Annotated in this window: 23 protein-coding genes; 4 read left to right on the forward strand and 19 right to left on the reverse strand. The window is 64.6% G+C overall.

Annotated elements, in window-relative coordinates:
• The 3 genes from NSE01_RS05350 to NSE01_RS05360 form a co-directional block, all read right to left on the reverse strand.
• The gene (locus NSE01_RS05350; protein WP_174811998.1) at positions 1-1,446 is read right to left on the reverse strand and encodes an NAD-dependent succinate-semialdehyde dehydrogenase; all 1,446 of its coding nucleotides are present in this window, start codon (positions 1,444-1,446) and stop codon (positions 1-3) included.
• Positions 1,447-1,519: 73 nt separating this feature from the next.
• Complete coding sequence (locus NSE01_RS05355) at positions 1,520-2,257, reverse strand: nuclear transport factor 2 family protein (protein WP_147158599.1); 738 nt, start codon at positions 2,255-2,257, stop codon at positions 1,520-1,522.
• Between the two features lie 68 nt (positions 2,258-2,325).
• On the reverse strand, positions 2,326-3,711 hold the full coding sequence (locus NSE01_RS05360) for an MFS transporter (protein WP_147158600.1): 1,386 nt from the start codon (positions 3,709-3,711) through the stop codon (positions 2,326-2,328).
• A gap of 163 nt (positions 3,712-3,874) precedes the next feature.
• Here NSE01_RS05360 and NSE01_RS05365 point away from each other — a divergent pair, with 163 nt between their 5' ends.
• Entirely contained in the window at positions 3,875-4,795 is a 921-nt protein-coding gene (locus NSE01_RS05365; protein WP_147158601.1) for an SDR family NAD(P)-dependent oxidoreductase, read from the forward strand.
• A gap of 117 nt (positions 4,796-4,912) precedes the next feature.
• A complete protein-coding gene (locus tag NSE01_RS05370) occupies positions 4,913-5,833 on the forward strand; it encodes an SDR family NAD(P)-dependent oxidoreductase (protein ID WP_147158602.1) in 921 nt (306 codons plus the stop codon).
• 146 nt (positions 5,834-5,979) lie between these two features.
• Here NSE01_RS05370 and NSE01_RS05375 read toward each other — a convergent pair whose 3' ends face one another.
• The 3 genes from NSE01_RS05375 to ligM form a co-directional block, all read right to left on the reverse strand.
• Complete coding sequence (locus tag NSE01_RS05375) at positions 5,980-6,663, reverse strand: alpha/beta fold hydrolase (RefSeq protein WP_147158603.1); 684 nt, start codon at positions 6,661-6,663, stop codon at positions 5,980-5,982.
• A complete protein-coding gene (locus NSE01_RS05380; RefSeq protein WP_147158604.1) occupies positions 6,660-7,541 on the reverse strand; it encodes a methylenetetrahydrofolate reductase in 882 nt (293 codons plus the stop codon). The genes NSE01_RS05375 and NSE01_RS05380 overlap by 4 nt, the downstream gene beginning before the upstream one ends.
• 145 nt (positions 7,542-7,686) lie before the next feature.
• A complete protein-coding gene (ligM, locus tag NSE01_RS05385) occupies positions 7,687-9,084 on the reverse strand; it encodes a vanillate/3-O-methylgallate O-demethylase (RefSeq protein WP_443093801.1) in 1,398 nt (465 codons plus the stop codon).
• 177 nt (positions 9,085-9,261) lie between these two features.
• Here ligM and purU point away from each other — a divergent pair, with 177 nt between their 5' ends.
• Both purU and NSE01_RS05395 read left to right on the forward strand, forming a co-directional pair.
• Positions 9,262-10,116 (forward strand): formyltetrahydrofolate deformylase, encoded by an 855-nt coding sequence (gene purU, locus NSE01_RS05390; protein WP_147158605.1) that lies wholly within the window; start codon positions 9,262-9,264, stop codon positions 10,114-10,116.
• A gap of 58 nt (positions 10,117-10,174) precedes the next feature.
• Entirely contained in the window at positions 10,175-10,576 is a 402-nt protein-coding gene (locus NSE01_RS05395; RefSeq protein WP_147158606.1) for a VOC family protein, read from the forward strand.
• Positions 10,577-10,681: 105 nt separating this feature from the next.
• Here NSE01_RS05395 and NSE01_RS05400 read toward each other — a convergent pair whose 3' ends face one another.
• The 13 genes from NSE01_RS05400 to NSE01_RS05460 all read right to left on the reverse strand — a co-directional run bounded on the left by NSE01_RS05400 (position 10,682) and on the right by NSE01_RS05460 (position 23,779).
• Positions 10,682-11,584, reverse strand: coding sequence for a TauD/TfdA dioxygenase family protein (locus tag NSE01_RS05400; RefSeq protein WP_170233766.1), 903 nt, complete (start codon positions 11,582-11,584; stop codon positions 10,682-10,684).
• A 25-nt stretch (positions 11,585-11,609) separates the two neighbouring features.
• Positions 11,610-12,350 (reverse strand): alpha/beta fold hydrolase, encoded by a 741-nt coding sequence (locus NSE01_RS05405; RefSeq protein WP_147158608.1) that lies wholly within the window; start codon positions 12,348-12,350, stop codon positions 11,610-11,612.
• Positions 12,350-13,126: a glutathione S-transferase family protein gene (locus tag NSE01_RS05410; protein ID WP_170233767.1), complete on the reverse strand. Its 777-nt coding sequence runs from the start codon at positions 13,124-13,126 to the stop codon at positions 12,350-12,352. Before NSE01_RS05410 ends, NSE01_RS05405 begins: the two co-directional genes overlap by 1 nt.
• 4 nt (positions 13,127-13,130) lie before the next feature.
• A complete protein-coding gene (locus tag NSE01_RS05415; protein WP_147158610.1) occupies positions 13,131-13,880 on the reverse strand; it encodes an SDR family NAD(P)-dependent oxidoreductase in 750 nt (249 codons plus the stop codon).
• Positions 13,880-14,341, reverse strand: coding sequence for a protein tyrosine phosphatase family protein (locus tag NSE01_RS05420; RefSeq protein WP_147158611.1), 462 nt, complete (start codon positions 14,339-14,341; stop codon positions 13,880-13,882). The genes NSE01_RS05415 and NSE01_RS05420 overlap by 1 nt, the downstream gene beginning before the upstream one ends.
• A gap of 9 nt (positions 14,342-14,350) precedes the next feature.
• On the reverse strand, positions 14,351-15,223 hold the full coding sequence (locus NSE01_RS05425) for an amidohydrolase family protein (protein WP_147158612.1): 873 nt from the start codon (positions 15,221-15,223) through the stop codon (positions 14,351-14,353).
• A 73-nt stretch (positions 15,224-15,296) separates the two neighbouring features.
• Positions 15,297-16,721, reverse strand: coding sequence for an aldehyde dehydrogenase family protein (locus NSE01_RS05430; RefSeq protein WP_147158613.1), 1,425 nt, complete (start codon positions 16,719-16,721; stop codon positions 15,297-15,299).
• Positions 16,722-16,765: 44 nt separating this feature from the next.
• Positions 16,766-18,883 (reverse strand): PQQ-dependent dehydrogenase, methanol/ethanol family, encoded by a 2,118-nt coding sequence (locus NSE01_RS05435; RefSeq protein WP_147158614.1) that lies wholly within the window; start codon positions 18,881-18,883, stop codon positions 16,766-16,768.
• A 71-nt stretch (positions 18,884-18,954) separates the two neighbouring features.
• On the reverse strand, positions 18,955-20,520 hold the full coding sequence (locus NSE01_RS05440; protein ID WP_147158615.1) for an AMP-binding protein: 1,566 nt from the start codon (positions 20,518-20,520) through the stop codon (positions 18,955-18,957).
• Positions 20,521-20,878: 358 nt separating this feature from the next.
• Positions 20,879-21,238 carry a hypothetical protein gene (locus NSE01_RS05445; RefSeq protein ID WP_147158616.1) on the reverse strand — a complete coding sequence of 120 codons (360 nt, stop codon included), beginning with the start codon at positions 21,236-21,238 and terminating at the stop codon, positions 20,879-20,881.
• Complete coding sequence (locus NSE01_RS05450; protein ID WP_147158617.1) at positions 21,238-21,642, reverse strand: c-type cytochrome; 405 nt, start codon at positions 21,640-21,642, stop codon at positions 21,238-21,240. Before NSE01_RS05450 ends, NSE01_RS05445 begins: the two co-directional genes overlap by 1 nt.
• On the reverse strand, positions 21,642-23,216 hold the full coding sequence (locus tag NSE01_RS05455) for an FAD-binding oxidoreductase (protein ID WP_147158618.1): 1,575 nt from the start codon (positions 23,214-23,216) through the stop codon (positions 21,642-21,644). Before NSE01_RS05455 ends, NSE01_RS05450 begins: the two co-directional genes overlap by 1 nt.
• 65 nt (positions 23,217-23,281) lie before the next feature.
• Positions 23,282-23,779 (reverse strand): DUF3237 domain-containing protein, encoded by a 498-nt coding sequence (locus NSE01_RS05460; protein ID WP_147158619.1) that lies wholly within the window; start codon positions 23,777-23,779, stop codon positions 23,282-23,284.
• Positions 23,780-23,847: the final 68 nt, after the last annotated feature.

A 23,847-nucleotide genomic window follows, 5' to 3' on the forward strand; every position in this document is an offset into this window, starting at 1 on the left:
CTATCCCTCGTGGACCGCCTTGGTCACCATGCACGCCAGCACGCCTTCCGGCCCGTCCTCGGCCCCGTGACCAGACCAGCGCACCCCGCCGAACGGCGAATCCGCGCCCGCGATCATGTTGGTGTTGATGCCGAGCATCCCGGCCTCGATCTCGCGGGCGAGGCGCTGCTGGCGCTTGCCGTCCTGCGTCCAGGCAAAGGCGGCAAGGCCATAGGGCAGGCGGTTCGCCTCGGCGATCATCGCTTCCTCGCCCGAATAGGCGTTGATCAACGCGACGGGGCCGAACGGCTCCTCGTTCATGATCGCGGCATCCAGCGGAATGTCGGACAGCACCGAAGGCGCATAGAAGAACCCGGCATTGCCAATCCCGGTGCCTTTTGGCCGCTCGCCGCCCGTATGGAGCCGCGCGCCGCGCGAGACGGCATCCCCGATCAGGCGGTCCATCGCCTCGGGCCGGCGCGGGTTGGCCATCGGGCCCATGCGGGTGGCCTCGTCGAGACCATTGCCCACGGTGATTACCTTGGCACGCTCGGCAAAAGCATTGCGGAACCGGTCGTAGACGTTTTCCTCGACGATGAAGCGCGTGGGGCTGACGCAGACCTGCCCGGCATTGCGATACTTCTGCGTAACGACGGTATCGAGCACGCGGTCCATGTCGGCATCGCCGAACACCAGCACCGGGCCATGCCCGCCCAGTTCCATCGTCGTGCGCTTCATGTCCTCGGCGGCAAGCTTCGCCAGATGCTTGCCAACCACGGTCGATCCGGTGAAGCTCAGCTTGCGGATGATGGGAGAGCCCAGCAAGTGCCGGCTCACTTCATCCGGCACGCCGAACACCGCCTGCGCCACTTCCGGCGGCAGACCCGCATCAAGCAGGCACTGCAGCACCCCCAACGCCGAAGCCGGGGTCTCCTCCGCCGCCTTCAGGATTACCGAACAGCCCGCCGCGATCGGCGCACCCAGCTTGCGCCCCGGATTGCCGAGCGGGAAGTTCCACGGCGCAAACGCCGCCACCGGTCCCACCGGCTCATGCGTCACGGTCGAGCGCAGGCCCTCCGGCCGCACCAACGCACGGCCATAGAGACGAAACACCTCACCCGCGTAGAACTGGAACAGCCCCACGTTCATCAACACTTCGATGCGGGCCTCCGCCAGCGGCTTGCCCTGCTCCAGCGTGGCGATCCGCGCGAGATCCTCCTGCCGCTCAAGCAAAAGCCGCGCCGCGCCATTGAGCACCGCCGCACGCTGCTGCGGAGTGGACTTGCGCCACAACCGAAAGCCCCGCTGCGCCGCCTCAAGCGCGCGGTCGAGATCGGCGGGTTCGGCCAGCGGCAACTCACCAATAGTCTCGCCCGTCGCGGGATTGACCACCGCATGCGTGCGCCGCCCACCGTCGAAGACGCGTTCCCCAGCGATGATCATGTGAAGCGAAGGATAGGAAGTCACGTACCAGTCTCCAGACTCTTTCCCCCCTCCCGCCTGCGGGAGGGGTTGGGGGTGGGCTTGTTCAGCCTCGACCTCAGCCCCGCGCCTTTTCCCGGTCGATATCACCCTGCCAGCGCTGCGCCACGATTTCCTCGCCCGTCACCGGATGCGGCATGTGGAAGGGCACCAGCTTGTGCGTCGGCCAGAGCCAGTGGCCCTCGATCAGCGCGTCCGGCCCGGTGGGATCGGTGGGATAAGTCACCTTGGGGAACGGCACATATTCGTGCGGCGTGTTGGCCCAGCCGTGCTCGAAATCGGCGTGCCACTGCGGCATGTAGTTGAGGATGTGGATGCGCCACACCCCATCCACCTTCTTGTAGGTGTTCTCGTAAATGCCGCCTTCCCACCACTGGCGCGCCTTCAGATGCGGGGCATCGCCTTCGTAGTCCTTGTGCCGCCCCGCCTGCATCATCGAACGCGCACGGGCGAGCGCCGTCACGCCGTCCGGCTGCACATGGATGATGTCCTGCAGCTGCGGGTGATCGAGCAGGAAGCCGTCGATCGGCCCGTTGTTGCCATAGGTGAAGCGCTTCTGGAACCGCTCGCAATAGAGCCGCTTGACCCCTTCCTTGCCCTTCCAGATGCCGCCGAAGAAGCGCACTTCGCCATCGTCGGTGAAGAGGTCCGCCGTCTCCAGATAGAGGCACTTGTCGATCAGGTAGCCGTAGAGGTGCTGCAGCTTGCGAATATCAAGCTCGTCCTCGCGCACCGTCAGGCGGCGCTCCAGTTCGGCCAGCTTGCCTTCCAGCGCGGCGATACGGTCTTCGGACATCGGACTCTCCCAAATAGTTCGTATACCTAACAATCATCATGGACGGCGCCGGTGTCAACGCGGTTTGTTCAAAGTCCCTCCGCCTCCAGCCGCTCCACTTCCTCGCGGTAGGGCCGGATCGCGCGGATCATCAGGAAGGTAGCGAGCGGCAGCAGCACGCTCGCGGTGATCAACAGTGCCTTCCAGATCTGGTGCGGATCGCCGATGATCCTGTCCTGCACCTGCCCCACCACCCAGCTGCCCATCGCGCCGAAAAAAGTGAACATGAACAGGTAGAACGCGGTCACCTGCCCCCGCATGTCGTTGGGCGCCACGCGCTGGATCGCAGCGTTCTGCGGCACCGCGCCCGCCAGACCAAACATGCCGGAAAAGCCGAACAGGATGAGCGAACCCCAGGCCGTGGGCATCAGGATCGCGGTGATCGAGCATATTGTCGTCCCGCTGAAGCAGATCGCGGCGGCCCGCACGTTGGCATCCTTGTGCCGCTTGGCCAGCCATTCGACGAGGACGCTGCCCAGCAGCAGCCCTGAAAGCGAACCCGCCAGCACGGTCACGCTCAGCGCCGCGCCGATCTGCCGCTCATCCCATCCAAAGGTGCGCACCATGAACGGCACGCGCCAGAACTGCAGCCCGAACGTCTCCACCGCGCTCAGCGCCAGCGCGGCGAACAGCGGATAGTAGACGCGCGGCTTGGCATTGATCGCTCGCAGCGCATCAAGGCCCATGAAAGTCAGCACCCGGCGCATGAAGCCCGCATCCGTCGGCACATGCGGCGCGTCCGCTGCCGGGGCCAGCCGCGCCGGTTCCTGCACCGTCAGGAACAGCAGCCCGACGAGCAGGCCCGGCAGCCCCATCACGATCAGGATCCACTGCCAGCCGAGAATCGTCAGCGGTCCGAAGGTCGTCGGTGCCCAACTCGCGCTCATCACCACCAGCGCGCCGCCGATCAGCGGTCCCAGCGTCGTCCCGCCGATAAAGCCGAACTGCAGCAGCGCGAAGGCACGCGTCAGCTTCTTTGGCGGGAACGCATCGGCCAGCAGCGAGTAGGACGAAGGCGCATGGGCAGAGCCGCCTGCCGCAAGGAACACCCGGCTGCCGATAAACTGCGTGAAGGTCTGCGCAAGGCCGCCCAGAGAGATGATCAGCCCGACCACCGCCGCCCCGCCACCCAGCACATATTTGCGCGGATAGATATCAGCCAGCCGCGCCAACGGAATGCCAACGAACAGATAGCACACGATGCTCGCCGGCCCCGCAAGGAAGCCCAGCTGCGAATCGGTAAGGCCGAAATCATGCTTGATGCGCTCGGCCAGCATCCCGAACGTCACCGCATCGAAGAAGGTCAGGAACGTCGCCAGCACGATCACGAACAGCGCCCAATAGGCCGCGCCTGCCGAGGGCCATTCGCGCTCGGCCGCACCAACCGGTGCCGCCATGATCGTGGGACCCGCCATCGTCTCTCCTCTCACCCGCAGGCCGCTGCGTTCAAACCCGCGCAGCCTTTTCCACCCACGAACAATTGTTAGTCTTGCATACAATCTCGGCGTGGTGAATAGAAAAGGCAATCTAACAAATGGTGGAATCGCAAAAGGCTCCACCGCCCCATGGAGAGCGATCATGCAGAACCTCCCCGGCAAGACAGCCTTCATCACCGGCGGCGCGAGCGGCATCGGCCTCGGCATCGCCAAGGCCCTGCTTGGCGCAGGGATGAACGTAGTGATCGCCGATATTCGCGATGACCACCTCGCCGCCGCCGAGGCAGAGCTTGCGGGCGGGGACCGGGTCCTCCCCCTCAAGCTCGACGTGACCGACCGCGCCGCCTTCGCCGCCGCTGCAGACGCTGCCGAAGCCCGCTTCGGCAAGCTCCACATCCTCTGCAACAACGCCGGCGTCGCCGTCGTCGGCCCCACCGAACTCGCGACTTTCGCCGATTGGGACTGGGTGATGGGGGTCAACGTCGGCGGCACGATCAACGGCATCGTCACCGTGCTGCCGCGCATCCTCGCGCATGGTGAAGGCGGCCATATCGTCAACACCGCCTCGATGTCGGCGCTGGTCCCCGTCGGCGGCACCACGATCTATTCGTGCGGCAAGGCCGCCGTCACCTCGATGATGGAATGCATGCGCCCCGAACTCGAAGCGCGCGGCGTGATCTGCTCGGCATTCTGCCCGGGCGCGGTGCAATCGAACATCGCCGAAGCCGGCAAGACCCGCCCCGCAGACCTCGCCGAAACCGGTTATGCCGAAGCCGACAAGCGCCGCGCCTCGGGCGGCAACTTCATGCACCTCTACCAGACCAAGGAAGAAGTGGGTGAGCGCGTGCTCCAGGGCATCCTGAACGACGAGCTCTACATCCTCACCCACAGCGAATTCCTCGATGGAGTGCGCGAACGCGGCGAGGCGACCTCGGCGGCGGTGCAGACCCACCTCCCCGAAAACCCCGATTACAAGCAGACCTTCGCGATGCTGTTCCGCAACCCCGCGATCACCGAAGAGATCGCCCGGCAGGACGCGCTGAAGGCAACGCGCAGAGCCTGAAGCGACACAGTCCCCCTCCCGCCTGCGGGAGGGGTCAGGGGTGGGCCGACCCACCCGCCAACATCTGAAGGGAGAGGCCCACCCCCGGCCCCTCCCGCAAACGGGAGGGGAGCACACATGAAAGACTTCGCAGGCCGCACTGCCTTCGTCACCGGCGGCGCCAATGGCGTAGGCATCGGGCTCGTCCGGCAGCTGCTCAACGAAGGCTGCAAGGTCGCCATCGCCGATATCCGGCAGGATTCCATCGACAAGGCCCTCGCCAGCCTCGACAACCGCGAGGTCATGGGTGTCCAGCTCGACGTTTCCAGCCGCGACGCCTTCAAGGCTGCGGCTGACGAAGTGGAAGCCGCGTTCGGCCCCGTCTCAATCCTCTGCAACAACGCCGGCGTGAACCTGTTCCAGCCGATCGAGGAAAGCTCCTACGACGACTGGGACTGGCTGCTCGGCGTAAACCTGCACGGCGTGATCAACGGCGTGATGACCTTCGTCCCCCGCATGGTCTCGCGCGTGAAGGCGGGCCAGCAGAAGGGCGGCCATGTCGTCAACACCGCCTCGATGGCCGCGTTCCTCGCGGCGGGCAGCCCCGGCATCTACAACACCACCAAGTTCGCCGTGCGCGGCCTTTCGGAATCGCTGCACTACTCGCTGCTGCAGTATGAAATCGGCGTCTCGGTGCTCTGCCCGGGCCTCGTCAAAAGCTACATCTACGCCAGCGACGATATCCGCCCGGATGAACTCAAGGGCGCGATGAAGCCGGTCAATTCGGAAGCCGTCGAGCGCCTCGCGGGCATCCACGAATTCGGCATGGAGCCAGATGTGATCGGCACCCGCGTGATCGAGGCGATGAAGGCGAACCGCCTCCACATCTTCAGCCACCCGGACCACAAGGAAGAAATGCGCGAGATCTTCGACGAGATCATCGCAGAGTATCAGGACTACCCGAAAGACCCGGGCCACGACCAGCGCGTCGCCTTCGAGAAATTCCGCCGCGATGCCTTTGCCGAAGCGAGGCGGAAGTCACGCGAGGCGAAGTTCTGAGGCTGGTACCAGCCCCAATCTAAAAACCTTCGCCCCATCCACCATCCCCGCTCATGCTGAGCTTGTCGAAGCATCATGCGTGGCGGTCGCGCCAGCACCCTTCGACAGGCTCAGGGTGCGCGGGATTGTGTAGGATCAAAGGAAACTCAGGCGCAGCCCAGCAGGATCGCCAGCGTCTGCTCGGGCTGATCGCCCATCACGTTGTGGCTCGCCTTGGCCTCATGGTATTCCCAGCCCGGCTCGGTCGTCACGCGCTTCACGAACTTGCGGAATGGGGTCGGCTCCCACGCATTCGCAAACACGTAGACGCGCCGCCCCACCTTGGCTTCCTCGCCAGTGAACTTCACCGCTTCGAGCAAGGTCAGCAGCGGATGCGGCGAAAGCACCGGCGATTCCAGCCCCGGCAGCGGCGCGACCGCAGCGGGAGTGAACTTCTGGCTGCCAATGTAGTGGTTGTGCTCGAAGTCGCCGGTCAAATCCCACAGCGATTGGCCGTCCTGCGGCAGGAATGCATCGATGTAGACCAGCGCAGTGATGCGCGAGCCCAGCCGCGTCGCCACGCCGGTCACGATCATCCCGCCATAGGAATGGCCGACCAGCACGAACTTGTCGAAGCCTCCAGAAGCACTTTTGGCCGAAGCGATCTGGTTGCACACATCATCGATATGCGTCGTCAGCGTGATCCCCGGATGGAACTCGCCCTTGCGCGTGCCGAGCCCCGTTAGCTGCGCAAGCACCACGCGGTGCCCGGCAGCGCGCAGTTTGCCCGCCACCCGGTCATAGCCGAAACTGCCGCCCCACGCGCCGTGGACAAGCACATAGTCGGTCATGCCGAAATCCCGTGCTTCGCGTTGTAGGCCTGGATCCACTCCAGCGTCTTCACCATGCCGCCGAAGGGATAGAAGTGCAGCCGCACCCGGCCATGCTGCGGCCCCAGACCCTTGGCGAAGGCATCGACAAGCTTGTCCGGCCCGGCGCTGCCGAGGAGGTTCGTCACCGAAATCCCGTACTTGCGCAGCACTGACGTGGAAGCGCCAACGCCGCAACGCGCTGCAAACGCCAGCAGCCGCTTGATCCCCGCCGGACCCGGCACGCCGATCCGCACCGGCGCATCGATCCCCAGCGCGCGCAGCTTGAGCAGCCACGCAAGGAACGCGTCCGGATCGAACCCGAACTGCGTGACGATCAGCGGCGCCATGCCCCGCGCCTCGATTTCCGTTACCTTCTTCACCAGCACGTCCCAGCATTGCTGCTCGGTCATGTTGGGGTGGCCTTCCGGATGCCCGCCGATGCCGATGGCCTTGATTCCGCTGCGCTCGAACGCGCCCGTCGCGATCAGCGCCGACGTATCGAAATAGGGCCCCACCGGCTCGGGCGGATCACCCGCCACGATGAAGGCGCGCTGCACCCCCGCCTGCTCCACCACCGCCTTGAGATAACCCTCGAAGTCATCCTCAGAGGTAATCCGCCGCGCCGAAAAGTGCGGCATCGGCTCGAAGCCAAGCTCGCGCACCGCAACCGTCGCCTTGACCCGCGCGGCGACATCCTCGCCCGGCAGGAAGGTGACTGCAACCGGCGTATCGACCGGGATCAGCGGCGCGGCCTCGCGCAGCGAGGCCTCGTCCTTAGCGGTCATTTCAAGGCTGAAACCGTCGGTGATCCCGAGCGGCGGCTTGTCCCAGTTGGGATGAATCAGGGCTGCGGCCACAAGCAAGGCTCCCCACAAAAAGCAACGTGCCCCTCCCCCGGTCGGGGGAGGCTGGGTGGGGGTGCGCGGCGCTTTTCCGAAACGCCGTACCCCCTCCCCAACCCCTCCCCACCGGGGAGGGGAGATTGACACTGGTATCGCTAAATCAGCGCCCGGTACGCCAGCCTTCAGCGTAGTTCTCGCGCGCCACGCGGCTGTACGGCACCGACGAGACAATCGCGCGCACTTCGATCTGCTTGTGCGGCTCGACCGTGGTCTTGCGCGTGCCGCCATCGGGTTCGCCCCACACCACGCGCACTTCGGTGCCGACCGGGATTTCCGGATCGACCGTGGCGAGCGACAGCGCCTGCTTCTCGTTGTACGAATAGCCGGTGAACATCGAAACGCCGACCGTCTTGCCGCCCGCATCGACCACGCGGTCGTAGTTGGAGGAGGCGTAGTTCGCCAGCGGCACATCGAAGAACTTGTACTGCTCGCCATCCGGGTTGAACAGCGAAGCGGTGATCTTCGCCATGTCTTCGGGGTTCCACGCCAGCGTCACCTTCTTGCGCTGCGCGGCGGGGTCCAGCTTCTCCAGCGCCTCGCGGCCATGGAAGTCGTGGTCGAACTTCACGAACGGGCCGTAACCCAGTTCCCACGGGTTGAGGTAGTAGTCCTCGATGCTTTCACCCACGAACGATCCGCCGATCGAACCGGTCGCCTCATAGCTGTCGGCGCCCAGCCACTCGCGGAAACCCTTGAGCTTCTCGCCGGTGTAGATCGCGGGCAGCGGCGAGGGAATCCAGCCCGATTCCAGCGTGTTCGAAGGATAGGCGCGGCTGCCGCAAGCGATCAGGCCGAATTCCTTGCCCGCTTCCAGAATGGCGGCGCGGATTTCTTCCTGCTCGGCGTAAGGACCCCAGATTTCAAGGCCCGGCGCGCCAGACATGCCGTGGCGCAGCGTGCGCACGGTCTTGCCGGCAATGTTCATCGTGCTCATGTTGAAGAACTTGAGCTGCTCCAGCGGCCCGCCGTGCAGCTTCTCGATCACGTTCCACGCCTGCGGACCCTGGATCTGGAAGCGCCATTCCTTGCGCGTCACGGGCTTGCCCATCGGGCGCATCGGCGAACGGTCGTCGAGCTCGATCTCGACATCGTAGCCGCCCGTCGCGCCGTGATAGCGCAGCCAGTTCGAAGCTGGCGCGCGGCCGACGTAGGTGAAGCTTTCCTCTTCTTCCCAGAAGATGATGCCATCGCCGATCACGTGGCCATAGGGCGTCGTCGGCACGTACTGCTTGGCCTTGTTGACCGCCCAGCCCTTCGAGCTGTTGATCATCGTGTCCGAAAGCAGCTTCGCCGCATCCTTGCCGCGAATGTAGAGGTTCACCATGTGGTGCGACTGGTCGAACAGCACCGCAGAGTGCTGCCAGGCCCACTGCTCGCTGCGCCAGTTGGAAAACTCCGGCGCCACCACCGGGTAGACATAGGCACCCAGCTGCGAATTGCGCAGCATTTCAACGATGTTGGACTGGCCCTGAAGGACCTCTTCGAGGTTCGCTGCCACGCTGTCTCTCCCGATTGCAAATGGCTGGTTGAAATTTGTATGCAACACATACAATATCGAAGCAGATTCGCAATGCCAAATTGTGCAGGCCTCATGCGGGGTACACGCATGGCTGGCGGTGAACGGCGGCGCAGCCTATGGGGGCGCGCTGCCCCTAGATGGACGGGAGAGATTTGAATGACTGCACCTGTGATCCTGACGCTTTCGTGCGAGGACAAGCCCGGAATCGTCGCCCGGGTGACCGGCAACCTCTATGAGGCCGGCGCCAATATCCTCGAGGCGCAGCAGTTCGACGATACCGAGAGCGGCCAGTTCTTCATGCGCGTCGTGCTCGATCCGGGTTCGGGTGACGAGACTACGCTGCGCAGCGCCTTCGCGCCGGTGGCCGAGCAGTTCGGCATGGAATGGAACATGCGCGATAGCTCGAAGAAGCGCCGCACCGTGCTCATGGTCAGCAAGTTCGACCACTGCCTCGGCGATCTGCTCTACCGCACCCGCATCGGCGAATTGCCGATGGAGATCGTCGCGATCATCGGCAACCATCCCAAGGAAGCGCTCAACATCACCCTGCTGGGCGATGTCCCCTATCACCACCTGCCGATCACCAAGGACACCAAGCCGCAGCAGGAAGCGCAGGTAAAGGCGATCGTGAACGAAACGGGCGCCGAACTCGTCGTCCTCGCCCGCTACATGCAGATCCTCTCGGACGACATGGCCTCGTTCCTCAACGGCCGCTGCATCAACATCCATCACTCGTTCCTGCCGAGCTTCAAGGGCGCCAAGCCCTATCACCAGGCCCACGCGCGCGGCGTGAAGATGATCGGCGCGACTGGCCACTACGTCACGACCGACCTCGATGAAGGCCCGATCATTCACCAGGACGTCACCACCGTCACCCACGCCGACACCCCCGAGGACCTCGTCCGCAAGGGCCGCGATGTGGAACGCCGCGTGCTGGCCGAGGCGGTGCGCCTGCATCTTGAGGACCGCGCGCTGCTGAATGGCACCAAGACGGTCGTGTTCCGCAGCTGATTGCACGGCTGGCGGCGGCGTGTGATGCTGCCGCCAGCAGTTCACGGGAGAACGAACCATGCAGGTCAACTGGCTCGATCACGTCAACGTGATCACCGACAAGCTCGATGAAACCGCCGAGTTCTACAAGGCGCTGCTGAACCTCGAACGCCGCAACGCCCCGCCACCGCTGACACCCCAAACCGCGCAGTGGATGTACGACGCCGGCGGCAAGGCCATCATCCACATCAACTCGGTAGACTGCCCCCGCGCCTTCGACCGCCACGTCGAACCCGGCGCCCTGACCGGCGCAGTGCACCACGTGGCGCTCAACTGCTCGGGCTACGAAGAACTGATGACCCGCGTGGAATCGCTCGGTACCGCCTTCCAGCTCAACACCGTGGCCTCCATCGGACTCAGGCAGATTTTCGTAAGCGATCCCAACAACGTCCTGCTGGAACTCAATTTCTTCGGGGATTGAGGCCAGCACGCCCCACCACACTTCGTCACCCCGGACTTGATCCGGGGTTAGGCTTCTTGGGGCAAACCTGGCGCTTGAACAAACAGCGGGCCCCCGCTGGAAGAACTACTCCGGCCGCTCCCCCGCCATTGTCGTGCGGTACATCTCCCGCCGGAACCCGTCGTAATCATTCGGCGCCAGATGCAGCGCGGCGCGGTTGTCCCACATCGCGATCATGCCGGGCTCCCAGCGCAGGCGGCAGGTAAATCCGGCCTGCGTGATATGGCGCGTCAGCAGGTCGAGGATCGGGCGGCTCTCCGCCTCGGTCATCCCCTCGATCCCCACGGCATAGACTTCGTCCACATAGAGCGAGGGCAGTCCGGTGAAGGGATGCGTGCGCACCAGCGGGTGGAAATTGCCCTGCAGCGCCGAAGTGCGCCGGTCGTCGTTCGCAAAAGCCATCGGCTTGCCGCTGATCCGCTCCTGCGTCGCCACGTTCGCCTCGGCCGACATATGCACCTTGAGCGGCCGCAGCATCGCCTGCATCGCGGGGCTCAGCATCCGCCATGCCAGTTGCGTATCGGCCCAGGTCGTATCCCCGCCGTAGGGCGGCACCTGCACCGCGCGCAGGATCGTCACCGATGGCGGCTCATCGAGAAACGGCGAATCCGTGTGCCAGCCACTGCCGAACAGCGCCTTGGTCTTCGTGTCCGCTTCCTTGATCAGCGGGTGGACATTGCGGTGCCCCTCCACCCCTTGCGTGTAGGCATCGACCGCGAACGGCCCGAACCGCGCGCTGAACGCCTCGTGCTCGGAATGGGTAAGGTGCTGATCGCGCAGGAACACCATCTTGTGCCGCCACAGCGCGTCGCGGATTTCATCGAAGGCCTCTGCCGAAAGGTCATGCCCAAGCCGCACGCCAGTGATCTCCGCCCCCATCGCGGCGGTCAGCGGATGCGCGGTGATGTGCACGTACTCCCGCGCCGCGTTATCGAAATCGCCCTGCGGGCTCAGCCTCACTTCGCGCATTTCCCAACCCCCATCAGAGTCTCCATCAGGCCGGAATTGCCCCCTCCAGCGCATCGGCCAATTCCACCGGGCGCGAGAGATAGGGGCTGTGATCGGCATCCAGCGTCACCACCCGCGCGCCGGGGCTCATCGCCTGCATCCGGCGCTGGCTGGCAATCGGGATCGTGCGGTCCGCGGTGCATTCCACGTAGGTCCGAGGGCGCGAACCCCACCGCTCCGCCGTCAATTGCAGCGGCTCAGACCGCGGCCCATGCGGCTCCGCCACCAGACGCGGCAGCACGCCCGCCACCAGTTCCGGCGGCGAAAGCTGCGCAAAGACAGGCCGCGCCCGCGCCGGATCGACGACCGTCGCCGCGCCATCATGCACCTTGCTGATGATCGCGTCGAAATCGGGATTGGGCTCTTCCAGCGTCTTGAACTCTGCTCGAGAGACACCCGAAGGAAGCATCATCGCGCAGATATAGACAAGCGCATCCATGGCCGCCGGATCACGCTCCGCCGCCGTGCTGACCACCAGCCCGCCGCGCGAGTGCCCGCCGAGTACGACCGGCGCGCCGCCCAGCTCAGCCTTCAGATCGCGGCAATGCTGCGCAGCAAATTCGCCCCACTCGCCCAGCGTCACCGCCGCCAGTTCCTCGGCGCTGCCGCCCATGCCGGGCAGTGTCGGCGTGACAACCGTATGCCCCCGCGCGCGCAGCAATGCTGCAACCGGATCGAAACACCAGCCGCCGTGCCAAGACCCATGGATCAGAACGAACCCGGCCATCAGCGCACATGCCCCGACCAGGTGCGCAGGCCCGGCGCCGTGCGGTCCTCGCTCTTCAGCGCTGCCGCCATACCCGGCCGCGCCGTCACCCGCTCGCGCCAATCGACAAGGCGCGGCGCGCGCTTCGCAATCTCCATCTCAGGGAACATCCGCTCCACCATCATCCCGCAATGCGAATAGAAATTGATGTCCGCCAGCGTATAGGCCTCGCCCGCCAGCCACGGCGTTTCCGCCAGTTGCCGCTCCACCTTGTCCACCGCGTACTCGATCTTGCTCGTCGCGTGCGCAAGATCGGCCTCCGAAAAGCCCGAACGCGCCGTCGCCCACTTCTTGCGCTGATCGGGCAGCGGGATATTCTCGAGCAACTTCTCGAACTCCCCGCTCTCGATATTCCGCGCAATCACGCCGACCATCCGGTGCCAGCCGTGCATCGAAACGAAGTTCATCACCTGCTCGTCGACGAACTTGTTCCAATAGCGCATCCGCGCCGCCCCCGCCGGATCACGCGGCCGCAGCGGGCCATCGGCGGGCTGCGCATCGGGAAACACGTCTTCCAGATACTCGTTGATCACCGTGGTGTGCGTGATGATCGTGCCATCGTGATCCAGCACCGGCACCTGCCCCTCCGGATTGATCGCGGTGAACCACGGCTGGTGCTGCTCGAACTTGTGGAGGTCGACATAGACGCTCTCGTACGCCAGCCCCTTCTCCCTGAGCGGAGCCATGGACTTGAGCGAGTTCGCCAGCGGTTCGGCATGATAATACTTGAGTGTCATAGGCTTACCTGATGGCCAGAGTGCCCAGCACGCCGCCGTCCACCGCCCAGCTCTGGCCGGTGACATGCGCGGCGGCCCGCGAAAGAAGGAAGGCCGCGACTTCAGCCACGTCCTCGGATGTGCCCAGCCGCCCCTGCGGCACGTTGGCGGCAAGCGAAGTCAGCTGTTCGGGCGGCACGCCTTCGAGCAGCGGCGTCGCGATGAAACCGGGCACGAGGCAATTGACACGCACGCCATGCGCCGCCCCTTCCAGCGCCGCCGCGCGGGCAAGGCCGAGCACCGCGTGCTTGCTCATCACATAGCCCACGTTCATCGCCATGCCCCGTTCGGAAGCAAGGCTGCCGGTAATCAGGATAGCCCCATGCCCGCGCGCCTTCATCGCCGGCAGCACATGGCGCACCGCCCAGAACGGCGCCTGCATGTTGACCGCCATGAGCGAAGCGAAATTCTCGTCCGAATAGGCCTCCAGCGGCGCAAACGTCCCGCCCGTTCCCGCGTTGAGGAACAGCGCATCGATCGGCCCATGCTGCGCGACTGCACTATCGAGCGCCGCGATCAACTGGTCCTGCTGGCCAACATCCGCTGCCGCCCAGCCAGCGCCAGCACCCAGTTCGGCACACAAGTCCGCCAGCAGTTCACCGCGCCGCGCAATCAGCGTCACCCGCGCTCCGCCGCGCACAACGCGCCTTGCCGTGGCCTCGCCGATCCCGGTCGAAGCGCCGGTAATCACCACATGCTGTCCGGCAAAGTCCATCAGTCCGCCCTCGGCGCGATAAACTCGGCCCAAACCGCGCATTCCGGCTTGTCGCTGCGGTCAGGCTCCCATTGCTGCACCATCAGCGCGCGGGCGTCTTCTTCGGGCATCCCAAGCACATCCCGGTTAAGCCGATAGAAGAACGCCGAAACGCGCCAGTTCATGATGCAATGGACATGGACCGGCCGCGCCGCTTCACCCAGCGCAGCCCGGAAAGCTGCAAAGTGCCCTTCGTCCGGCGCATCGAACGGCACCGGTATATGGGTGTAGCCGATCCCCGCCGCCGCCAGCTTCGCGCCCTCGTCGGCCAGCGCATCGGGATGGCTGTCGAGCGCGAGGTTGACGACCTGCTTCACCCCCAGCGCAGCAAGGCGGGCCACATCGCCCTCCTCGATCCGCCCCGAGGTGGTCACGTCACCCGCCAGCCGTTGCCAGCCGCGAATATCGGCGGGATCGGCCATCGTCCGCGCTCAGCCGAGGCCGAGAACGGTGAGCGCGTTGTCCTTCATGATCCCCGGCAGCACGTCTTCGCGGAAGCCAACCTTGAGCGCGGCATCGATCCATTTCTGCGGGTGGATCAGCGGAAAATCGCTGCCGAACAGCATCTTCTTCTTCAGCTGCGTGTTGGCATACTGGATGATCTGCGGCGCGAAGTACTTCGGGCTCCAGCCCGAAAGGTCGATGAACACGTTGTCCTTGTGCAGCGCCATCGAAAGGCTCTCGTCCACCCACGGCCACGAGGGGTGGGCCAGAATGATCTTCATGTCGGGGAAATCGACCGCGACATCGTCGATCAGCATCGGCTGGCCATACTTCAGCCGCATGCCGCCGCCGCCGCGCATGCCGGTGCCCATGCCCGAATGGCCGGTGTGGAAAATGGCAGGCAGGCCGTATTCCGCGATCACTTCATAGATCGGATAGGCAACGCGATCCGCTGGATGGCAATCCTGCGCAATACCGTGGAACTTGAAGCCCTTGACCCCATAGTTCTCGATCAGATCGCGCGCCTCACGCGCGCCCATCTTCCCCTTGTGCGGATCGATCGAGGCAAACGCGATACAGATGTCATCGTTCTTGAGCGCCATCTCGGCGACTTCATAGTTCGACACCCGCTTGGCGCCCATGCCGCATTCGGCATCGACGGTGAACATGCAGAAGGCGATCTGCTGCTCGCGGTAGATCTCGACGATCTCGGGCATCTTGGGCCGTTCGCGCGGGGCCTTGAAATAGGCCGACGCCGCATCGAAGAACTTGCCCATCACCGGATCTTCCGGATCGTGGCACGAAACCTCGGCATGCACATGCACGTCGATGGCTTTGATCTTCGCAATGTCGATGGGCATCGGGGTAGTCCTTAAAACAAACGGCCCCGCCGACCGCCGGGTCGGCGGGGCCGCAACGTCACTCAAACATGGCTCAAACGAGCGCGTCCTTCTTGACGGTGATCACCTGACTGTAGGTGAACTCCTTCAGGCCTTCGATGCCGTATTCGGCGCCGAAGCCAGACTGCTTGTGGCCGCCGAAGGGCGCGAAGGGCGAGAGGTGGAGGAACTCGTTGATCCACACCGTACCCGTCTCGAGCTGCTCGGCGATCTTCACGCCGCGCTCGGTGTCCTTGGTCCACACTGCGCCGGCGAGGCCGTAATCCGAGTTGTTCGCGCGCGCGATCACTTCATCGTCGCTCGAGAACTTCATCAGCGGCATCACCGGGCCGAACTGCTCTTCCGCCACGATGCGGGCATCTTCCGGCGGGTTGTCGAGGATGGTGATCGGCACGTAGTAGCCCGAGCCCGAAGGATCGACATCGCCGCCGACAAGGAACTTGTAGCCGTTGTCCTTGGCGTCCTTGATCAGTTCGCACACGCGGTCGAACTGCTTCTTGTTCTGGATCGGGCCCACACCGGTGCCCTGCTCCGAACCGTCACCCACCTTCACGTTCTTCGCGTATTCGGCAATCGCCGCGCTCAGCTCGTCGTAGATGTCCTCGTGGATGTAGATGCGCTTGGCCGCCACGCAGATCTGGCCTGCGTTGGTGAAGCTCGACCAGAACAGCTGCTCGGCAACCTTCTGCACGTCGGCATCGGGCAGCACGATCGAGGCGTCGTTGCCGCCGAGTTCGAGCGTGATGCGCTTGAGGTCCTTCGAGGCGCCTTCCATGATCTTCTTGCCGGTCGCGGTCGAGCCGGTGAAGGTGATCTTGTCGATGTCCGGGTGCGCGGTGATCATCGGGCCGAGGGCATCTTCGCCCGAGATGATGTTGACGACGCCGGCCGGCACGATGTCCTTGATCAGCTCGCCAAAGCGCAGCGTGGTCAGCGGGGTGAACGGCGAGGGCTTGAGCACGATGGTGCAGCCCGAAAGGATCGCCGGGGCGATCTTCTGCACCGCCATGAGCAGCGGGAAGTTCCACGGCACGATGCCGCCGACAACACCGACCGGCACGCGGCGCGTGCGGCTTAGGCGGGTATCGCTGTCCTCGTTGATCGTCTCTTCGAGCGTCAGGGTCGACTGCGCGTTCATCATCGCCGAGCAGCCGCCGATTTCAAACTGGGCCTGCTGGTGCGGCTTGCCCTGTTCGGCGGTGAGGAGGCGGAACAGCTCGTCGAAGTTGGCGTCGATCGCGGCGGCCATCTTCTGGATCACGGCGCGGCGATCATCGACCGGGGTCTTGGACCAGGTCTTGAAGGCGCGGCGGGCAGCCGCCACGGCGCGGTCAAGCTCGGCTGCGCCGCATGCCGGCACCTGGCCGATCACCTGCTCGTTCGCCGGGTTCACCACGTCGAGCGACGTCGCCGTGGTCACCAGTTCGCCGTCGATCAGATTGGGGTAGAGTTTGCTCATGAGTCTCTCCGTCCTCTAGTATTGTTCTAACGTATAGCAGTTTATCAGCGCGAGGCCAGCGCCTTGTCCTCGTTGGCACGCTTGATCAGGTACATGCGGATCGCTTCCGCATCAGGGGCCTTCAGCGCCGACTTGAACGACACCATGCCCAGTTCATGGAGCTGGCCGCCCAGCACGATCGCCTTCAGCGCTTCGGCCGAACCGATCACGCCCGAATGGCGCAGGTCCGGGTTCAGCCCGCCCGAAACCGCCGCGTCACCGTGGCAGACCGAGCAATAGCGGCCATAGAGCGAAGCGCCCTTGGTCACTTGCGCCATTGTTCCGGTGAACGCCGGCGGATCGAGCACCATCTCGTTCATCGGCGGCGGCGCAGGCAGCTGGCCCTTGGCGCCGAGCTTGAACACCAGCAGGCGGCTGATGTTGCGGGTCGTACCGGCCTTGTTGGCCAGCACGCCGGTGGCGATATCCCACACGCCGCCCCAGCCGACCATGATCGCGACATACTGCTCGCCGTCCACCGCATACGTCATCGGCGCGGCGATGATCCCGGTCTGCGCCGGGAACGACCACAGCTTTTCGCCCTTGTTGGCGGTATAGGCATTGAAGTCGCCCGAAGCGGTGCCCTGGAACACAAGGTTGCCCGCGGTCGAGAGCACGCCGCCGTTCGACGGGCCGGTATAATCAACCGTCCACGCGGCCTTCTTGTTGGCCACGTCCCACGCCACGAGCTGACCGGTGGTCCCGGCCTTGAACTGCGCCTGGATCTTGAGATCGGCGGGCATGGCGACCTTCGCGCCGTCCGTACCCGTCTGGAACCCGATGTCGGTCGGCTTCCAGCCCGCCGCAGCGGCATAGGGGAACGCGGCCACGTTGGTCGGGATATAGAGGTAGCCGGTCTTGGGGCTATAGCTCTGCGGCTGCCAGCTATGCGCGCCCACCGCGCCCGGCGCGCTGATGAAGGGCTTGCCGGTCTTTTCGTACTTGGCGTCGGGATTGATCGTCGGCCGGCCCGTTTCGGGATCGATGCCCGTCGTCCAGTTCACCGGCACCCACGGCGTCGCCGAAAGGAACCTGCCGGTCTTCACATCGAGCACATAGACGTGCCCGTTCTTCGGCGCATGCATCGCCACATGGCGCTTTTCGCCGTTGATGTTCACATCAGCGATGGTGATCTGCTGGTCGGAGTCAAAGTCCCAGCGGTCCTCCGGCGTCTCCTGGAAGTGCCAGGCATACTGGCCGGTATCGGCATTCACCGCCACGATCGAGGAGGTGTAGAGGCTGTCGCCCTCACGCCCGTTCGCCGCAGGGTTCCAAGGCTCTGCATTGCCGGTGCCGAACAGCACGAGGTTGGTTTCCGGATCGTATGTGATCGAATCCCACACGGTGCCGCCGCCGCCAAGGGTCCACCACTTGTTGCCCCAGGTCTTGGCCGCGGCTTCATGCGCCGCCTTGTTGAGGCCTTCCACGCCAAAGCCCTTGGCGGGGTTGCCCGGCACCGTGTTGAAGCGCCAAACTTCCTTGCCGTTCTCCGGATCATAGGCGGCGATATACCCGCGCGCCTTGTATTCCGAACCCGCCGCGCCGATCAGCACGCGGCCCTTCACGATGCGCGGCGCGCCGGTGATGGTGTAGTTGGTCTGGTCCGGCACCGTCACCTTCGACCAGATGACGCTCCCCGTCTTCTGGTCGAGCGCGATGAGGCGCCCGTCGAGCGCCGCCACGAACACCTTGTCGCCATAGAGCGCGACGCCGCGGTTTACCGCATCGCAGCAGGTGCGCACCAGCGTCTCGCGCGGCACCTTGGGATCGTAGGCCCACAGCGGCTTGCCGGTCTTGGCGTCGTAGGCCTTGACCATCGACCACGCGGTCGAAACGTAGAGCACGCCGTCGTGCACCAGCGGCGTCGCTTCCTGCCCGCGCGCGGTATCGAGGTCGGAATACCAGGCGAGGCCCAGCTGATCGACGTTGTATTCGTTGATCTGCGTGAGCGGCGAATAGCGTTGCTCGGCATAATCACGGCCATAGCTCAGCCATTCGCCCGCCGGCACATTGCGCAGCATCGCCTCGGTCACACCGGCCATCGCGCCAGACTCAGCCACGGCCCCCACGCCAAGCGCGAAAACCGATGCCATGGCCAGCTTACGAACGAACGAAACGCGCATACTTCCGTGCCTCTCCTGTGTGCCCGGGCTACCCCAGGTTCCTCTTAATCGAATGCTTAAACCAGCCGCGATCAATTCACCATACGCTGCGCATCGCCCCAGTACTTTTTGCGGAGTTCCTTCTTGTCCATCTTCCCTGCGGCGGTGCGTGGGATGGCGTCGATGAACTCCACCGATTTGGGCGCCTTCACCCCGCCGAGCCGTTCCTTGGTATAGGCAATGATCTCGGCCTCGGTGATGCCATCTGCCACGACAACGGCGTGCACCTGCTCGCCCCACTTCTCGTGCGGGATGCCGAACACGCAGGCCTCGCGCACTGCCGCCAGCTCCGTGACGGCAGCCTCGACTTCGGCGGTGAACACGTTGAACCCGCCCGAGACGACCATGTCCTTCTTGCGGTCGACGATATAAAGATAGCCGTCCTTGTCGAACTTGCCGACGTCACCGGTGTGGTGCCAGCCGAACTTGCGGATTTCGGCGGTTTCTTCGGGCTTCTCGAAGTACGAATGCGTCACCAGCGCGCCGCGCACGCAGATCTCGCCCGCCTCGCCCAGCGGCACGTGATTGCCGTCATCGTCCATCAGCGCGACCTTGATCGAGCGCGTCGGCTTGCCGCAGGCCGCCAGCTTTTCGGGCGCCTCATAGGCAAAGCGCGCCACGTCCTCGGGCGGGAACCACGCCACGATCATCGGGCATTCCACCTGCCCATAGGCCTGGCACATGGCGGGTCCGAAGATCTCCACCGCCTGCCGCAGCTTTTCGGGGCTGCACGGCGATCCGACGAGGATGAAGATCTTGAGGCTGGAGTAATCGTGCTTGCCGATATTGGGGCTCGCGAGGCACTGGTACATCGCCGTCGGCGGCAGGTACATGTGCGTGACCTTGTACTCCTCGATCGTGCGCAGCACGTCCTCGGCGTCAAAGCCCGGCAGGATCACCTGCGTCGCGCCAAGGCTCAGCGTCGAAAGCGCAATCGGCCCCGCCGCGTGCGTGATCGGCGCGGACACCAGCGCGACGGGATTGTCCGTCCGCCCGCCCATGCCGTCCGCCGCGGTCTCGATCATCGTGCCCCAGCCAAGGTTGGTCACGTTAGCGCCCTTCGAAGGGCCGGTCGTGCCACCGGTCGGGAAGATGCCGACCATGTCCATCAGGTTGCCGAAGGCGTCGGTCTCCGGCTCGACGAAATCGGCCTCGCTGACGCCCGCCATGAATTCCTCGAGGCTCGGATCATCGCCCATCCGCTTGTCGAGGCACACGAAGTGCTGGAGCGTCGGGCACAGTTCCTTCAGCCGCTCCACTTCGTCCGCCTTAGACGAGTGATAGACCATCCACTTCAGCCGCACGTAATTGATGTAGGCCGCATTGGCCTCGATCGCGTTGCGGGTGTTGACCGGGATCCACTTGCCATTGGCGCGCCACATCGCCAGCACCACCACCAGCAGCATGCCGTCGTTTGGGCCATAAAGGCCGAGCAGGTCCTGATTCTCGAAACCGCCCTTCTGCAGCGCTGCGGCGATGCGTTCGGAGAGCCCCTTGGTCTCGGCAAACGTCAGCTTCAGGCCGCTTTCGGTATCGATGATTGCAAGGCGCGAAGGATCGCGGTCATGGCCTCGGTCGAAATAGTCGATGGCACGCATTGTGCTGTTATCCCCAACGGTTGGTGTCCGGGCCGGGTGCCCGAGTCATAAGCGGTATGGATGTCTTGGCCATGGCTCGGACTGCCAGAAAACTGGGCCGAGCCGCCACGAGTGTGCCGGTCATGCGGAGTCTGTCATCCTGCAAGTTGCCATGGCAGCAAGCTCTCTCCCGACTCTGTCGATCCAGCGCCGATTGTTAGTGTTGCATACTAAATCAGCTTGTCCAGCGGTGCAAGCAGCCCTGCCCGCAGAGGCAGAGGCAACGCCTTCCGTTTAAGCGCGGACCACGCGCGGCGCGAAACGCTCCGGAGCACTCAAGTTTCACTTGGAGAAATGGTATTGAGGGGCAAAATGCCGCTCAGCGCAGCGCCATGCTCCAGCGCATCAGTCCGTCATGCCCCGAAAGCGGCGCACCCACGCGCGTCTCGGCCGTGCGCCGCAACCCGTGTTCCTCAAGCAGGGCGCGCAGCACGGTCCAGTCGCTCCACCGCGTCAGCCCCTCGATCCGTTCCGCACCCGCCAGCAAGGCAAGGGCTTCACGCAGCGAAACGCGCGCAAGGTCGATGCCCTTGCCGCCTGCAAAGCTTGCGGATTCGGCAAGCCGGCTATCATGGACGACCAGCGCCGCAGCCTCCGCCGCCCGCGCGGCCACGGGCACCGCCGCCGCGACACCCGCCAGCGCCCCGCCTTTCAGCACCCCGCGCCGATCCGTCCGCATCAGCCGGCCTTCCCGAGATATTTGGCAACCGCCTCAAGCTCGGCGTCGGTAATGTCGACCTTGGTCTGCGCCGGCATCGCCTGCTTGCCCATGCGCACTACGCTCTTCACGTAATCGGCGGTCAGGTCGGTGCGGTTCGCCAGCAGGCCCTTGTCCGGCGTCTCGCCCATCATCATGCGCTGCTTGGTGAGGAGATTGGAGCCCATCCCGCCGAGCAGATGGCAATAGCCGCAGTGGACCTCGAACACCGTCTTGCCGTCCGTGGTCGGCGAGAGTCGGTCACCGCCAGGCGCCACAGGCCGCATCTGATACGGCGGCGGCGGCCCCGGCGGCGGTCCCGGCGGGAGCGCAGCAGCGGCAGTAGCGGCAACCAGCGCAGCGGCACCAAGCAGCAGAGCGCGCATCAGGCCTGCCCTCCACGCGCATTGGCATAAGCCGCTGGCCAGATCCCCTGCTTGCCGGGCGCGATCACGCCATTGGGATCGAGCGCGTTCTTCACCTTCTCACCAAACCGGCGCAGCGCATGATCGTTGAAATCGAAGGTATCCATCACCGGGTCCATCCAGCCAAGGTGGGTGCGGTATTCGGCATAGCCCGCCTTCGCGGTCTCCTTGATGAGCGCATCGAACAGCTTGCGCATCTTCGCCACTTCCTCGGCGTTGTCGCGGTCGTACATCAGCATGTTGACGTTGTTGGCAAAGCGCCCGCCGATGGTGAAGCTCGCGTAGAAGTCCACGTCGAAGTCCGCGATGATCTTGCGCCCGCGCGCCATCTGATCGAGCACGTGCTTGCCCGTCGCGGGGACCACCGGCGAAAAGCCCATGTGCGCGCCGCGCCCGCCGATCCAGTCGCTCATCTGCAGTGGCACGGCGGAGGGAATGCCCATCGTGATCTCGACACCGTGGATATAATCGCCCGGATGCCACCAATGCTCAGCAGGCTCGGCGGGCAGGTTGCGCTTCATCGCCGCCTTCACGATCTCGGCCTTGGCCTTGACCACGCTTTCCTCGCCATAGAGCCGCAGCGCGACCTGCCAGTAGCCCAGCTTGTGCTCCTTCAGCAGTTCCTGCACCCGCCATTCGGGGATCGCGCCAGGCTTGTCCCAGAAATCCTTGCGCTGGCCTTTCAGCACCATCTTGCCGAGCCAGCTCGGGATGAACACGTTCTGGTCGATCAGGCCGGAAATCTTGAGCGGCGCGATCGTATCGATCACCCAGCCGATATCTTCGGCCTGCGGAATATCCCACACCAGTTCGAGCGAGCTTTCCGGCGCGGGCTGCATCCACAGCCCCGCCTTGGTTACCACGCCAAGGTTGGACTGCGAGAACGCGAGGTCGAACGTCGGGCCATAGCTCATCGGGAACAGGTGCCACGAAGGGTTGCCCGCCATCGCACCCATGCCGGTGCGCACCAGATCGCCGTCCGGCAGCACCGCCTCGATCCCGCACAAGTTGCGCGCGTGGAGGCCATAGGGCGTATAGCCGATGCCGTGTTCCAGCGCATTGCCCAGCACCGAGCCCCAGGCATTGCCGGGCACCGAAAGCCACAGCGGCAGCTTCTCGCGCTGCACCGCCTCATAAAGATCGAAGAAGCCCACCCCCGGCTCGACCACGCAGTAGGCAAGCTTGGCATCGAGCTCGAGGATCTTGTTCATCCGCCCGAGGTCGAGCACGATCGAGCCTGCAAGGCGCGGTGCCGCCGTCCCGTATCCCAAGTTCTTGCCCCGCGCGACGGGCCAAAGCGGCGTCTTGTGCTCGTTCGCCAGCCGCACGATCGCGCGCACTTCCTCCACGCTGGCAGGCGCAATCGCGGCGCTCGCCGGCCATTCCTCGGCAGAACCCGGCGCATAGACATCGGAATAGGCATCGCGGTCGGCATCGCTTGCCATGACCCAGTCCTTGCCCACCACCCCGGCAGAGGCCGTGAGCATGGCATTGAACGCCTTGGGGCTGACGCGCGGCGGCAGGTGCAGCTTCACCGGCAAATTCTCCCGATCTTATATTCTACCAATTGTTAGTGTTCTGCCGCGAATGCTCCCGCCCGTCAAGTGAGCGCGTAATACCGCACGTGGTTGCCATCGGGCCGCCGCTCGCCAACGCCGATGAACACGTGCCGCGTCAGCCAGTCGTGCGGGCCCTTGCTCGTCTCGAACGTCGGCTGCGCGCGCAGGTAGTATTCGGCGTGCGGCACCGGCGCGCCGCCGGCAAAGGCCCACTGCCGCAACCGGTCCATCGTCCCCGGCTCGCGCCCCCAGAGGAACCCCTTGTTCTGCATGTAGATCAGCGTGCCGTCGTCGACCTCGAGCATGTAGCGCGCGTCGAAAACGGCAGTGTCGTCGGGCCGGAAGAAGGCATAGTCCCCGCCTGAATTGGGCACCGCTTTGCCTTTGAGCCGCGGCCCCTCGAACTCGCCATCATCGACATAAACCGCGCTGCGCATCCCGCCCGAAGGCACATCCGGCACCATCTGCACCCGCGTGAACCGCAGCGTGCAGGCAAACGCGAACTCCAGCCGCGGATTGTCGAGCGTCGAAAAGTCCATGTCAGCCTCCAGTTTTCCCAACCCAATCCCCCACCCCGCTCACTCTGAGCTTGTCGAAGCATGTCCTG

The sequence above is a fragment of the Novosphingobium sediminis genome, assembly GCF_007991615.1.
In the GTDB taxonomy this organism is placed as follows: domain Bacteria; phylum Pseudomonadota; class Alphaproteobacteria; order Sphingomonadales; family Sphingomonadaceae; genus Novosphingobium; species Novosphingobium sediminis.